Origin of the sequence: Enterobacter cloacae complex sp. P13B (assembly GCF_014895915.1) — a bacterium.
In the GTDB taxonomy this organism is placed as follows: Bacteria; Pseudomonadota; Gammaproteobacteria; order Enterobacterales; family Enterobacteriaceae; genus Enterobacter; species Enterobacter bugandensis.
In genome coordinates this window covers 17,099-31,819 of the sequence record NZ_JADBQN010000031.1, presented here as the reverse complement: position 1 = coordinate 31,819, position 14,721 = coordinate 17,099, and the positions used below count along the sequence as shown (strand labels likewise).

Here is a 14,721-nt window from a genome sequence, read left to right as displayed (position 1 = left end):
GCATTACTCATCCGGCAGCAGCTTCCAGCGCGGGTCGTCGTCAGGTAATGCGACCAGCGGCTGCACCACAGCGAGCGTGATCTCATTGGATGAGACGCGCTGGCCCTTCGCATCTTCCACCACCGCCGAGAGATGCCAGCGGTTTGTCGCCCCTTCAGCGTCATTCCAGGCAGGCATGATCACGCTCCAGCCGTCGGTGCTGTCACTTTTACCCGGGGACGTCAGGCTCAATGCCTGGGTATCACCCTGCCAGTGGATCTGACGAATTCCGTGAGTGCTGCGAACCTGCAGCTTCAGCATGACGGTTTCGCCCCCTTTGAGATCCCACGGCGGGGTTGCCAGCCAGACGGAGAGCGTTTTACGCTGGCGGAACTCCATCACCGGCAGGCTGTTACGCTCCGGCGAGTCATAGCGGCTTCCGCGCAGGGATCGCGTGGCCGCGACCTCTCCGGCGGAGAGCTGCTTAACCAGCGGCACGCCGAAGCGATAGTTGAGCTTCAGCCCGAGGTTATTCTGGCTCTCTCCGCTTTCGCCCTGCTTATGCCCGGCGGTCAACGTCACCAGCGGCACGGGGGTATAGTTAAGCCCGAGATTGACCGCCACCGGGTTGTGATACCCGGTTCCGCTGTTGAAGAGGTCAACGTTGTCGCCAAAATATTGCTCAAAGCTGACGCTGGTGTTCAGGTGATGAAACCACGGCAGCCAGGCTTTGGCGGTCACGTCATATCCCCGCGCCATGCGCTGCTCCTGGACGTCAGAGCTGTCGCGCCAGCCGGCAAAAGGCTGATAATAGTTAGCCGACAGGCGCAGATTTTCTCCCCACACCTCCGCACCCAGCCCGGCACGCTGCAGGTTCTCATCCAGCAGATTGTCGTAAAAGGTGTTGTAGCCCAGCAGCCATTTTCCGGCCACCCAGCGCTGGCCGATTCCGGCGTTACTGACCAGGCCATCCGTCTGCTGCGTCAGGCCGAGCTGGCTCCAGCTCAGGTAACGGTTGTTATCGTTCCAGGGGATAAACCAGCTCCCACTGCTGCCGTTGAATTTCCCGTCGTTATCCACCAGCAAATTGACGCTGGCATTCCCCCAGGGTGACAGCCAGGATTCAATCTGCTGGTTCACCTCGCCGCTCACCGCGTCGCGCACCTGACCAAAGGCAAACTGCCGCGCCTGCTCGCCCGTAGTCAGGCCGTTGTCGGTCATACTGGCTTCACCAAAGGCTTTCGCCATTTCGGCGAGATGCTTTTCCCCTTCCCCGGTGGGGGCTGCCATACCGAGATCGGGGAGATTATCCCCGTTATTATCAAAGGGATTTTGTGCCTGCTGGATAAAGGAATTCGGCGCACCGTGAACGGCTCCGGCAGTAACAAGGGAGAGTAAAACCAGCGTTCGGAAAGGGGGAGAAACAGTCATCAATGTCGTAAGAATTACCCGGTGCTTACGTAAGAACACCAGGTACCTTAACGTGATTTCTCCCTCTTTGCAGCTTTACGGGGAATTTTCCGGAATTTCCTGAAACATTGTTTTGAGCTCAGGCACGCACGAACCGCAGTTCGTGCCGCACCGTAGCGTCGCCCCCAGCGCGGTAACGGAACCGCAGCCTCCGGCAATCGCCTCCCGTATCGCGTTTTCTCCAACGCTGAAACAGCTGCAGATGATGCGCCCCGGATCTGTAACCTTCCCCACGCCCTGCCCGTTCAGCAGCGCATGGCGCTCAGCGGGTGTCGAGGGTGGTGACTGAAAAGCGGCTTCTATCACCGGGTGCGCCAGATCGGGCAAGGCGGTCCCTTCCCAGAAACCCAGCATCAGATGGCCGTTATGCCAGGCCAGTACGCTGCTGCGTTCCCCGGTTTGCGCAACCTGCAGCTGCCAGCCCCGGCCGCTGGCATAGTCCATGACCCACGACAGCAGCGGCTTTTCACCCGCTATCGTCATTCGCGAGGCTTTACGCCACCAGTGAACCCAAGAGGGGATTTCCGGCCATTCCCGGGCATAGAGCTCCCCCTGCCAGGCGGGCTGCCAGGGCATGATTCTGACGGCGGTTTGCTTACTCTCCGGCTGCCCGGAAGCCGGATCGATGCGCCCTTCCACCAGCGCGTTAACCTTTCCCTGGCGGGCAAACTCAGCGTTCCAGTGCATAGGAGCAAACGCTTCGCCTTCCCGTATTCCGTCGTTGATTCGTACTCTGGCCACCATCACGCCGCGCGGCGAGCCGATCCGCGCCAGCTGGCCGTCGCACAGTGAAAACCGAATGGCGTCTGCGGCGCAGACCTCAACAAACGGCTCCGCGATATGCTGCATCAGCCGGGGCACGTATCCCGTACGGGTCATGGTGTGCCACTGGTCGCGGATACGGCCAGTGTTGAGGATCGCCGGGTATAGCGCGGTAGCCGTCGCGCCGTGCGGCAGCGGATCGACAGGCACTACGTTTCGACGCGGTAAATTTCCCGTCGGCCACTGGTACGGCTCAAGCGTCTCCCACGCTTCACGGGTTAACCCCGCCAGTTCCTGAAGGTTCAACGCCCGCGCACCGTCATTTTCAAACGCCGTCAGCGCCGCATGTTCGCAAAAAATCTCCTGCGGATGTTGCCAGGCAAAGGCCTCGCCGTAGCCCAGCCGTTTTGCAATCTGAGCCACGATCCACCAGTCCGGCTTCGCCTCACCCGGCGCGGGCAGAAACGCGCGCTGGCGCGAAATGCGCCGCTCGGAATTGGTCACCGTGCCGTCCTTCTCCCCCCAGCCCAGCGCCGGAAAACGGATATGGGCGAACCGGCTGGTGTCGGTATCTTTCATCACCTCAGAGACAATTACCAGCGGACAGGCCGCCAGCGCCTGACACACCGCGTGGCTGTCCGGCAGCGATACGGCAGGATTGGTGCCCATGATCCACACCGCCTTCACCTCGCCGCGGGCGATGGCGTCAAACAGTTCCACCGCCATCAGCCCCGGCGTCTGCGCCAGCCGTTCCGTTCCCCAGAAACGCGCCACCCGCGAAAGATCGTCCGGCTCGAAGCTCATATGCGCCGCCAGCTGGTTCGCCAGCCCGCCCACTTCCCGGCCGCCCATGGCGTTTGGCTGTCCGGTCAGCGAAAATGGGCCGCAGCCCGGACGGTTGAACTTCCCGCTGGCAAGATGCACGTTAATGATGGCGCTGCACTTGTCGCTGCCGCTGGAGGACTGGTTGATCCCCATGGTGTAGAGCGTAATGGCGCGAGGCACGGTAACAAACCAGTCGTAAAAGGTACCAATATCCTCTGCCGGAAGGTCGCAAAACGCCGCCACGCGGGCAATCGGCCACTCATCAGTGCCCTGGATCAGATTGAGCAACCCCACAAACAGCCCGGCGTCGCTGCCGGGTTTAAGCGCCAGATGCAGGTCGGCAATATCGCAGGTAGCGGTTTTACGCGGGTCAATCACCACCACCTTCATCTGCGGGTTGTTGTGCTTTGCCTGCACCAGGCGCTGATAGAGCACCGGATGCGTCCAGGCCGCGTTCGAGCCGGCCAGCACCACCAGATCGCTGTTTTCCACATCCTCGTAGCTGCACGGCACCACGTCTTCGCCAAAGGCGCGCCTGTAGCCCACCACCGCCGAGGACATGCAGAGCCGGGAGTTGGTATCGATGTTCGCCGCGCCGATAAACCCTTTCATCAGCTTGTTGGCGGCATAGTAGTCCTCGGTTAACAGCTGGCCGGAGGCGTAAAACGCCACCGCCCGTGGCCCCCATGTGTCGATGATCTCCCGCAGTCGCTCGCCCGCCGCGTTCAGCGCCTGGGACCAGTCCACCTCAAGTCCATCGACAACGGGGTACAGCAATCGCCCCTGCAAGCCCGTTGTCTCCCCCAGGGCCGATCCTTTCACGCACAGGCGGCCAAAGTTTGCAGGGTGGGTGTCGTCCCCCCGAACGCTGACCGCTCCATCCTCCACGCTGGCGATCACGCCGCAGCCGACCCCGCAGTAGGGGCACGTTGTCCTGGTTTCCGTCATGAGGCCTCCGCGCGCATCACCAGCTCTTCGTTGCCGACCCACACCTTGCCATTTTCAATTTTGACCGGCCAGGCGCGCACCGCGGGTTCGCCGTTCTCCACCTGACAGCCGTCGCGCAGGCGAATGCGCTGCTTGTAGAGCGGAGAAATAACCACCGGTTCGCCCGCCGCATCGCCGAGGATGCCGCGTGACAGCACATTCGCACTGCTGCCCGGCTCCAGGTCGTCCAGGGCATAAACGGACGTGCCAAAGCGGAACAGCGCGATCGGTTTACGGCCAAGACGCGCGCCAATGCCCGCCTGCTCCGGGATATCGTCAATGCCGCAGATTTCCTGCCAGCGCTTGCTTTCGTCCGACGGCGCGACGTTCACCGCGGTGCGGAACAGCGCCAGGCGGTCAGGATCGTTGAGCGTGGTTTGCCATTCGCATTGGTACGTCTCGACTACCCGGGCCATCTCCTGCTCAAGCTCGTGGGCGATGCCGAGACTGTCGTTGAGGATCACCTCACGCAGATAGTCGAGGCCGCCCTCCAGGTTGTCCATCCAGGTACTGGTGCGCTGCAGGCGATCCGCCGTGCGGATGTAGAACATCAGGAAACGGTCTACGGTGCGGATCAGCGTTTCGTCATCCAGATCGCTGGCGAAGAGATCCGCATGGCGAGGCTTCATCCCGCCGTTGCCGCACAGATAGAGGTTCCAGCCTTTGTCCGTGGCAATTACCCCCACGTCCTTGCTCTGCGCCTCCGCGCACTCGCGGGTGCAGCCGGAAACGGCCATTTTGATTTTGTGCGGGGCGCGCAGGCCCTTGTAGCGGTGCTCCAGCCTGACCGCGAGACCAGTGGAATCCTGCACGCCGTAGCGGCACCAGGTCGACCCGACGCAGGATTTCACCGTGCGCAGGGATTTCCCGTAAGCGTGCCCGGTTTCAAACCCGGCCTCCACCAGCGCCTGCCAGATCTCAGGCAGCTGTTCCAGGGTGGCGCCAAACAGGTCGATACGCTGCCCGCCGGTGATTTTGCTGTACAGGCCGTAGCGTTTCGCAATCTGGCCGATGGCGATCAGCCCGTCGGCGGTCACTTCTCCTGCGGGCATGCGCGGCACGATGGAATACGTCCCGTCCTTCTGGATATTGGCGAAGTATCGGTCGTTGGTATCCTGCAACGGCAGGTGCGCCGGTTTGAGCAGATACTCATTCCAGCAGGAGGCCAGCACGGACCCCACCAGCGGCTTACAGATCTCGCACCCGTGCCCCTGACCGTAGCGGCTGATAAGCTGGTCGAAGGTTCGGATATGGTTGACGCGTACCAGATGGTAAATCTCCTGGCGCGAGTACGGGAAGTGTTCGCAGATGTCCTTTTTCACCTCCACGCCCTGCTCGGCAAGCTGGAACTCCATCACCTGCTTCACCAGCGCGCTGCAGCCCCCGCAGCCGGTCGCCGCTTTGGTGCACTGCTTAACGGCGCCGATATCCGCTGCGCCCGCGCTCACCGCCCGGCAGATATCGCCTTTGCTGACGTTATGACACGAACAGATCTGCGCGCTTTCCGGCAGCGCCGCCACGCCCAGCGCTTTTGGCGCGCTGCCTGACAACGCGGGTAGTATCAGCGTTTCCGGCTCTTTCGGCAGGCTGATGCCGTTAAGCATCATCTGCACCAGCGTGGCGTATTCGCTGGCATCGCCCACCAGCACGCCGCCGAGCAGCGTTTGGCCGTCGTGGCTGACCACGATTTTCTTGTAGATTTGCTGCGGGCCGTGCGTCCACTGGTAGCTTAGCGCCCCCGGCGTGCGCCCGTGAGCATCGCCAAACGACGCCACGTCCACGCCGAGCAGCTTGAGCTTAGTGCTCATATCTGCCCCGGTGAAGGTCTTATCTTCGCCCGCGAGCGCGGCGGCGGCCACGCGCGCCATCTGGTAGCCCGGCGCCACCAGGCCAAAGATTTTCCCCTCCCACAGGACGCATTCACCGATGGCAAGCACGTTCGAATCGGAGGTCCGGCAGGCGTCATCAATGCAGATCCCGCCGCGCTCGCCAATAGCCAGCCCGCTGCTGCGCGCCAGCGCGTCCTGAGGACGAATACCGGCAGAGAAGACCACCATGTCCGTTTCCAGCTGTTCACCGTCGGCGAAGCGCAGCACCAGCCCGTCGTCCGTCGCAGCAATTTCCGTGGTGGCTTTACTGGTGTGAACGCCAACGCCCAGCGCCTCGATTTTCCTGCGCAGCATCGCCGCGCCGTCATTATCAAGCTGCACCGCCATCAGATTGGGCGCAAACTCCACCACGTGGGTTTCCAGCCCGAGCTGTTTCAGAGCATTAGCGGCTTCCAGCCCGAGCAGGCCGCCGCCAATCACCACGCCACGACGCGAGCCCGCCGCGTGGGCCGCTATGTTGTCCAGGTCGTCAAGGGTGCGGTAGACAAAGCAGCCCGGCAGATCGTTGCCCGGTACCGGTGGTACGAACGGGTATGAGCCGGTCGCCAGCACCAGCTTGTCCCAGTGGGTCTCATGCCCGCTGGCGGTACGCACCACGCGCGCGTCGCGATCGATAGCGACGATCTGCTGCGAGAGGCGCAGCTCAATGCCGTTATCGGCAAAGAACTCTCCCTCCACCAGCGAGAGCGACGCCGCGCTTCGGCCGCCAAAGTATTCCGACAGATGCACGCGGTCATAGGCGGCATAGCGCTCCTCACCAAAGACAACGATCTGATACTGCTGATGCAGATTGCGGTTAACGCAGTCTTCGAGAAAATGATGGCCGACCATACCGTGCCCAACCACCACCAGAGTAGGTTTTGTCATAGCGTTCTGTCCTGCAACCTGCGGTTGCGTAGTGAAACGATCGAACAGCCAGTCCGCGCGTGCGGGCGCAGCCGTTGCCAGTAAATCGGTAAATGTTGCCGCGCTGCGGCAGTCGCCCATCAGCAGCACGCCAGCCAGCGCACCCTGATGGATCAGTAACCGACGATAGTGACGGGTTAGCGGATCCCAGGAACTCCAGACCACATCGTCCTCCTGCACCGCCGTGCGCCCGAGGCTGAACAGCTCCACGCCCGTCACCTTGAGGCGCACGCCGTTGTCGGTGAGGGCAAACGGCGCGGCTGTGTCGCCCGCCAGCCGCGCGGCGAGAATATCCGCCTGCGTCATACAGGGGGCGACCAGGCCAAAGGTCTGGCCGTCAATTTCGCAGCACTCGCCAATGGCGTAGACATCCGGTGCGGAGGTCCGCATCTGGCTATCCACCACGATGCCGCGCGCGCAGCGAACATCGCTGGCCCGCGCCAGCGCGACGTTGGGCTGCACGCCGGTCGCCAGCACCACGCGCGCAGCGGCGACGCGGCGTCCGTTGAACAGCGTCACGCTATTCCCGTTAATCGCCGCGATGCCGGAGGCGAGTTCAGAGCGCACGCCCCGCGCCGCCAGCGCCTCTTCAAGCAGTACGCCCGCCTGCTGGTCCAGCTGCTGCTCCATCAGCCACGGGCCGCGATGAACGAGCGTGACGTTGTCACCTGAACGAGCCAGCGCTGCCGCCGTCTCTACGCCGAGCACGCCGCCCCCCAGCACCACCGCCGGACCGGCGATCGCCTGAATGGCGCGGGTATCCTCCAGGGTACGGAACGTGAAGACGTGCGGCGCATCGCCCCCAGGAATCGGCGGCACAAACGGCGTTGACCCGGTGGCAAATACCAGCGCATCCCAGCCCAGCGTGCGGGCGGTGGTTTGCACTTCCCGCGCGTCCACGTTCACGGCGAGTGCCTTTTCGCCCCGCAGCACCGTCACGCCGCGCTCCTGGTACCAGTGGTCATCCTGAAGGCAGATGCCCGCAGCCGTTTTTTCCCCTCCCAGCACCGGCGAAAGCTGGATGCGGTTATAGGCATGCTCCGGCTCGTCACCGATGACGGTGATAGCGAACCGACCGGAAGCTCGCCCGGTGAGCGAAGCAATCAGCCGGGTTGCCGCCATGCCATTCCCGATAATGACCAGTCGCATCAACGCCCCCTCGTTACGCCGCTTTCGGCTGTTTTTCGTAGAGGAAATGGAGGATCTGCTGGCGCATGTGGTGATAGCGGCTGTCTTCCGCCAGCTGCACCCGGTTGCGCGGGCGCGGCAGGTCAACGCGCAGGATCTCCCCGACGGTGGCCGCCGGGCCGTTGGTCATCATCAGCACGCGATCGGAGAGCAGCACCGCCTCGTCCACGTCGTGGGTAATGAGCACGATGGTGGTGTTCAGCGCCTGCTGGATCTGCATCACCGAGTCCTGCAGATGGGCGCGCGTCAGCGCATCCAGCGCGCCGAACGGCTCATCCATCAGCAATACTTTCGGCTTCATCGCCAGCGCGCGGGCAATCCCGACGCGCTGCTTCATGCCGCCGGAGATCTCCCCCGGACGCTTGTGCAACGCGTGGCCCATCTGCACGCGGTCGAGGTTGTGCTCGATCCACTCTTTGCGCTCGGCCTTGCTCATGGTGTGACGGAACACCTGATCCACCGCCAGCGCCACGTTGTCGAAGCAGGTCAGCCACGGCAGCAGCGAATGGTTCTGGAACACCACCGCGCGCTCGGGCCCCGGCCCGGCGATTTCGCGGTTGTCGCAAATCAGCCCGCCTTCCGTCGGCAGCGCGATCCCGGCGATAAGGTTAAGCAGCGTCGACTTGCCGCAGCCGGAGTGGCCGATAAGACTCACGGTTTCGCCCTCGTGGATATCAAAAGAGACGTTCTGCAGCGCCAGAAACTCGCCGCTGGCGGTGGAAAAACGCTGGCTCACGGCCTGGACCTGAATTAATGGTTTCATGTTCGCTCCTTATTTTTCCTGCCAGCTAAAGCGACGGGCGATCAGCATCAGCCCCTGCTCCAGCAGCAACCCGACCACGCCGATGATGACGATGGCGATCAGAATGTTTTCGACGTTGAGGTTGTTCCACTCGTTCCAGATCCAGAAGCCGATACCCAGCCCCCCGGTCAGCATCTCGGCGGCGACAATCACCAGCCAGGCGATGCCGATGGAGAGGCGCACCCCGGTCAGCACAGCGGGTAGCACAGCCGGGAAGAGTATGCGGCGCATGATCGTCCACTCGGAAAGCTGCAATACGCGGGCGACGTTGAGGTAGTCCTGCGGAATGCGGCGCACGCCTTCGGCGGTGTTGATCACCATCGGCCAGATAGAGCAGATGAAAATGGTCCAGCTCGACGCGGGCTCCGCTTTCTGGAACAGCAGCAGGCCGATGGGCAGCCAGGCCAGCGGGCTGACCGGCCGCAGAAGCGCAATCAGCGGGTTGAACATGCGCGAGAAAAAGGTGAAGCGGCCAATCAAAAAGCCCAGCGGAATACCCGCCAGCGCTGCCAGGCCAAAGCCGATGGCGACGCGCTGCAGTGAAGCAAGCACGTTCCAGCCAATGCCCATATCGTTAGGCCCGTCGCGATAAAACGGGTCGGCAAACAGGGTAATGGCGGAATCAAGCGTGCTGAGCGGCGTCGGGAAGCCTTTGCTGTTTATCGCCGCCAGTTGCCAGAGCACCACCAGCAGCCCGAGGCCGAGCAGCGCCGGGATAACGCGCTGGAAAAAGTCGTTCATCCGGCGCGCTAAGGCGGGCGGACGGCGGCGAACTTGTACCGGAGGCAGGACAATCACTTCCCCGCTCTCTGGCGTCTCTTGTGGTTTCGTGTTTTGCAGATGCGGCATAATCAGGCCCCTTTACGGTGAATAGCGAAACGGCTGGCGTACCCTTCCGGATCGGTGCCGTTCCAGACGGTGCCGTCCATCAGCGTGCTGCTGCGGAACGGTGATGACGGCGTGGACACGCCCCCGACGGCGGTGGCGGCATCCTGCCAGACCGCGGTCTGGTTGATGCGCTGCGCGATGCCCGCGTAGTCCGGCGCGGCTTTGAGCAAGCCCCAGCGGCGGAACTGGGTTAAGAACCACATGCCGTCGGAGAGATACGGGTAGCTCACAGCCCCCTCGTTGAAGAAGCGGATCGGGTGCGCGTCCTGCCAGCGCTGGCCCAGGCCGTTGTCGTACTCGCCGAGCATACGCCCGGTGAGATACTGTTCTTTGCAGTTGAGCCACGCCCGGCGGGAGAGAATCTGCGCGGTTTCGCGTTTGTTTTCCGGGGACGCCTCGATCCAGCGCGCGGCCTCCAGCACCGCGCTCACCAGCGCCCGGGCGGTGTGCGGTTTTTTCTCCACCCAGTCGCGACGCGTGCCGAGGATCTTTTCCGGATGATCGGCCCAGATGGACTGCGACGTGGCGGCGGTAAAGCCGATACGGTCGTTAATCGCGCGCGCGTTCCACGGCTCGCCGACGCAGAAGCCCACCATGTTGCCGATGCGCATGTTCATCACCATCTGCGGTGGCGGCACCACCACCGTGCGCACGTCGTCAAAGGGGTTAATGCCCGCGCTGGCCAGCCAGTAGTAAAGCCACATGGCATGCGTCCCGGTCGGGAAGGTGTGCGCGAAGGTGTAGGTTCCCGGCGCCTGCTGCCCGATCAGCGTTTTCAGCCCGTCGAGATCGCGAACGCCCTTCTCCGCCAGATCGCTTGAAAGCGTGATGGCCTGGCCGTTCTGATTGAGCGTCATCAGGTTCGCCATCTGCTGCGGCTTGCCGGCGATGCCCAGCTCCAGCCCGTACAGCAGACCGTAAAGAATGTGTGCGGCGTCCAGTTCTCCCGCCACCAGCTTGTCGCGCACCGCCGCCCAGCTCGCCTCTTTGGTGGGAACGATGGTGATACCGTATTTTTTATCAAAGCCTTTTAACGCTGCGATAACCACCGGCGCGCAGTCGGTCAACGGGATAAACCCGACGCGCACCGTCTCCTGTTCCGGTTTATCTGAGCCAGCCGCCCAGGCAGCCTGCATAACACCCGGTAACAGCGCTGCGCCACTCGCCAGCATGCTGGCCTGCAAAAATCGCCGTCTCGACAAATCCGCCATAACCGCTCCCGAAAAAAAGCCAAAAAAAAGCGCCCGCCGTGCCGAAGCACCGCTGGACGCCTTTATCCCGAAGACAAATGCACCGCCGTTGGCGCACCGTCAAAAATGGTTAATTAAATAATGCAAAGCCAGTGCCAGGTTTGAAGACCCTCTTTCAGGGCCGAAAACCGGGTTTTGCCCGCGTTCGCGCACCTCAATCAAGCATAAAATGCCCGCTGATTGTGCAGCTACTCCTTTGGTGTTACCTGCCAGACGCTCTTCACCGTAAGCAGCGCGCGGGCGATATCGACCATGCGCTGGTTCTTGTCCATCGCCATTTTGCGCAGCGTCGTCCAGGCCTGTTCTTCACTCATGTTCTGGTGGGTCATCAGCACGCTTTTGGCTTTATCAATGGTTTTGCGCTCCTCAAGCGTATCGCGCAGCGACGCGAGCTGGCGAGAAAGCTGCTCTATCTCTCGTGCCTGCTGGCGAACCAGGGTCAGCAGCGGTTTATCCGGGTAGTGCGCCAGCAGATCGTCCTGTTCATCCCCGGGAAGCGGGTATGCCTCGTCGCGCCGAATACGCTCATCCACCGCGACCATCAGATCGGCGATGATCGTCTCCTCCAGCGCGCGCAGATGCTCCAGCCGCGCCGTTTGCAGCGCAAACCAGGCGAGTGCGGTATGGCCATTGTCTGCGGCAGGCTGGCGGGTACAGGCCACGCGCCGGAGCTGCTCCGTCTCACGATCGGGCTGACAATTAAGGGAGAACGAAGTCTGCACGTCGGCCTGGCTGTGGGAGAGAAAGATCTCAAAGCAGGCCTGCTGCCCGTCAATGCGGTCAACCAGCCGCTGGCGGGTCACATCCTCGAAAAAGCCCTGCGTGAAGCCAATCGCCCCCAGGGCCCGCTCTTGTCCCGCCAGCTCTTTCCCCTGCATCAGGCTATATAGCGCGACGAAACGGCCCGCGATTTGCGGGTCGTCAATGCTGTCATTAAGCTGCGGTACGATACTGAGCAGGTGGCGCAGCATGCGGGAGTAGTGCTCCATTGCCTGCGGAGCCGTCAGCGTTTGCCGATTTACACCGTCGCGCAGCGCAGGAAGCGTCTCCAGCGTGAGCAGCGCATTGCCGATACGTTCGCAAACGGCGCTTCCCGGAAAGGCGGACTGTTTTCCAAGAATGTCGTTCAGTGCAGCAAGGTTTTCGTCCACCAGCGCCCGGCTGGCTTTGCATTCAGGCGCATAGAGCTTACCCTGTGAGCAGAGCCAGACGTTAGATGCGCCGCGCTCGCACTGGAGCATATGCACCAGTTGGCTAATACCGCGCACCAGCACGTTCAGCTGCGCCAGCCTGCTGAGCTGCTCCCGGCGCATCCGCCTTGCGCGCTGGAGCCATTCGGTTGCACCTGGCGAAATGCCAGCCATTAATGTCATGCTTACTCTCCCGGACAGCGAAACTCCGGGGAAATTAAGCAATATTCGTGCCTTTATAAGAACAGGAGTCAACATGCAGAAGATTGTGATCGTCGCCAACGGGGCGGCCTATGGCAGCGAATCCCTTTTCAACAGCCTGCGCCTGGCGATCGCGCTACGCGAAAAAGAGAGCGACCTGGTACTGCGGATATTTTTAATGTCCGATGCCGTGACCGCCGGGCTGAAGGGTCAAAAACCGGCGGAAGGCTACAACATTCAGCAGATGCTGGAGATCCTGACCGCGCAGGACGTGCCGGTAAAACTCTGTAAGACCTGCACCGACGGGCGCGGCATTACCGGGCTGCCGCTGATCGAGGGCGTAGAAATCGGTACGCTGGTTGAACTGGCCGAATGGACGCTGACCGCGGATAAAGTATTAACTTTTTAATAATAAACCCGTAAAAATATTATTTTCTTATGGACGCGGTTTCAGCATCAAGTTTACCTGCGGGGTTGCCGATAGGCATGGAAACAACACAGCAGGTATTTCACTTATGTTCAGATCCATTCGCGCACGCATTATCGCCGCGACGACAGGCTGCCTCGTCGTCGCCCTTCTTCTCAATACCGTAATTAACTTCCAGGTCACGCGCCAGGATAACCAGCAGTCCCAGCGCGATATTCTGACCAGCACCAGCGCCAGCCACAACATGGCGATTGCCGACTGGGTCAAAAGCAAAATGACGGTGATTACCTCCGCGCAGAGCATCGCGCTGGCTGACGATCCGGTTCCGGCGTTTAAGCAGCTTGCCCTGGCGGGCGGTTTCACCAACGTTTACGTGGGCTACGCCAGCAAGACGGCGAAATTCTCAGACCCGACAGGCGTCCCGGCGGATTATGACCCCACCGTTCGTCCCTGGTATCAACAGGTGGTGAGCACGGACGGCCCGGTGGTAACGGCACCCTACGTTGATGCCGGGACCGGGAAGCTGGTGGTCACGTTTGCCGTGCCGGTGAAGGAGAATGGCGCTCTGAAAGCGGTGGTGGCGGGCGATGTCGCTATGGATAGCGTGGTGGCGAACGTGCGCGGGATCCACCCCACGCCGGCCAGCAGCGGGTTGCTTCTGAACAGCGACGGCACGGTGATTGCCGCCAACGAGCCGGCCCTGACGCTGAAGCCGTTTGCCGAGACGATCAAAGGCATCGACCTTGCGGCGCTGAAGAGCGGTAACCCGGTCGACGGAACGCTGAATGACGAGGAAAAAACCTTTATCGCCTCAGCCGTGCCGGGCACGAACTGGCTCCTGGTCGTCGCCCTCGACAGCAGCGATGCCACCTCCGGCATGCGTTCCCTGCTGAAAGCGTCGGCGATTTCGCTGGTGATCCTCGCACTCCTGAGCGGCGCCATTGTTCACGTCCTGATTGCCCGCCTGCTGAAGCGCCTGTCCGACATTCGCGACGCGATGCACAACATTGCCAACGGCACTAACGATCTGTCCCAGCGCCTGCCGGACAGCGGCGATGACGAAGTGGCGCAAATTGCGCAGGCGTTTAACGCCTTCAGCGATAAGCTCTCGGTGGTGATGGTTCAGCTCCGCGACGCCAGCGCCTCGGTGAAAAACGCCGCGCAGGAGATTGCGGCAGGTAACCAGGATCTCTCCGGACGTACCGAGCAGGCGGCGTCCAGCCTTCGCGAAACCGCCAGCGCCGTGGAAGAGATCACCGCCTCTGTCACCCAGTCGAATGAATCGGCAGCAGAAGCCAACGATCAGGCCAGCAAAGCCTCTGCGGCCGCAGCGCGCGGCGGTGAGGTGGTTTCGCAGGCCATCAGCACCATGCAGTCCATCGAAGTGGCGTCCGCTAAGATTGGCGATATCACCAGCGTGATCGACGGCATCGCCTTCCAGACCAACATTCTGGCGCTGAACGCCTCCGTCGAGGCGGCGCGTGCCGGTGAGCAGGGCCGCGGGTTCGCCGTGGTCGCCGGTGAAGTGCGGAACCTCGCCAGCCGCAGCGCCCAGGCGGCGAAAGAGATCAAATCGCTTATCGACTCCACCACCGACAGCGTGGCCACCGGCTCGCGCTACGTGCATCTGGCCGGGGAAAGCATGGATGAGATCCGCTCCAGCATCGGCAGCGTCTCCGGCATCATGCGCGAGATCTCGATTGCCACCAGCGAGCAGATGAAAGGCATTCACGAGATCAACCACGCGGTGACCCATCTCGACAGAATGGTGCAGCAGAACGCCGAACTGGTGGTGCAGTCCGCCGCGGCCGCCAGCGCATTGCAAAGCCAGGCGGGCGACCTTGCTGAAACCGCCGGCCATTTCCGCATTTAATTTTCTTCAGGCGCGCGTTAAACAGGGTAAACGCGCGTCAGCTGAAAGGTTTCAGGAATTTTGTCATTTTTGTTTAATCGTTAT

9 protein-coding genes are annotated in these 14,721 nt (G+C 61.9%); 2 read left to right on the top strand and 7 right to left on the bottom strand.

Annotated elements, in window-relative coordinates; all coding sequences use genetic code 11:
• Positions 1-3: 3 nt before the first annotated feature.
• From IM273_RS13815 to nasR, 7 genes are all read right to left on the bottom strand, one after another.
• The gene (locus IM273_RS13815; protein WP_059354254.1) at positions 4-1,410 is read right to left on the bottom strand and encodes a YchO/YchP family invasin; all 1,407 of its coding nucleotides are present in this window, start codon (positions 1,408-1,410) and stop codon (positions 4-6) included.
• A gap of 75 nt (positions 1,411-1,485) precedes the next feature.
• Complete coding sequence (locus IM273_RS13810; protein WP_193051682.1) at positions 1,486-3,984, bottom strand: nitrate reductase; 2,499 nt, start codon at positions 3,982-3,984, stop codon at positions 1,486-1,488.
• The gene (gene nirB, locus IM273_RS13805; RefSeq protein ID WP_193051681.1) at positions 3,981-7,967 is read right to left on the bottom strand and encodes a nitrite reductase large subunit NirB; all 3,987 of its coding nucleotides are present in this window, start codon (positions 7,965-7,967) and stop codon (positions 3,981-3,983) included. Before nirB ends, IM273_RS13810 begins: the two co-directional genes overlap by 4 nt.
• Positions 7,968-7,980: 13 nt before the next feature.
• Complete coding sequence (locus tag IM273_RS13800; RefSeq protein ID WP_028013451.1) at positions 7,981-8,769, bottom strand: ABC transporter ATP-binding protein; 789 nt, start codon at positions 8,767-8,769, stop codon at positions 7,981-7,983.
• Between the two features lie 9 nt (positions 8,770-8,778).
• Positions 8,779-9,657: a nitrate ABC transporter permease gene (ntrB, locus tag IM273_RS13795; protein ID WP_028013452.1), complete on the bottom strand. Its 879-nt coding sequence runs from the start codon at positions 9,655-9,657 to the stop codon at positions 8,779-8,781.
• 2 nt (positions 9,658-9,659) lie between these two features.
• On the bottom strand, positions 9,660-10,907 hold the full coding sequence (locus tag IM273_RS13790; RefSeq protein ID WP_126325878.1) for a CmpA/NrtA family ABC transporter substrate-binding protein: 1,248 nt from the start codon (positions 10,905-10,907) through the stop codon (positions 9,660-9,662).
• Positions 10,908-11,134: 227 nt separating this feature from the next.
• Entirely contained in the window at positions 11,135-12,319 is a 1,185-nt protein-coding gene (nasR, locus tag IM273_RS13785) for a nitrate regulatory protein NasR (protein WP_193051680.1), read from the bottom strand.
• A 73-nt stretch (positions 12,320-12,392) separates the two neighbouring features.
• On the opposite strand from nasR, the gene IM273_RS13780 reads away from it, so the two are divergent.
• Together IM273_RS13780 and IM273_RS13775 are read left to right on the top strand one after the other, a co-directional pair.
• On the top strand, positions 12,393-12,746 hold the full coding sequence (locus IM273_RS13780) for a DsrE/DsrF/TusD sulfur relay family protein (RefSeq protein WP_028013455.1): 354 nt from the start codon (positions 12,393-12,395) through the stop codon (positions 12,744-12,746).
• 106 nt (positions 12,747-12,852) lie between these two features.
• Positions 12,853-14,637 (top strand): methyl-accepting chemotaxis protein, encoded by a 1,785-nt coding sequence (locus IM273_RS13775; protein WP_193051679.1) that lies wholly within the window; start codon positions 12,853-12,855, stop codon positions 14,635-14,637.
• Positions 14,638-14,721: the final 84 nt, after the last annotated feature.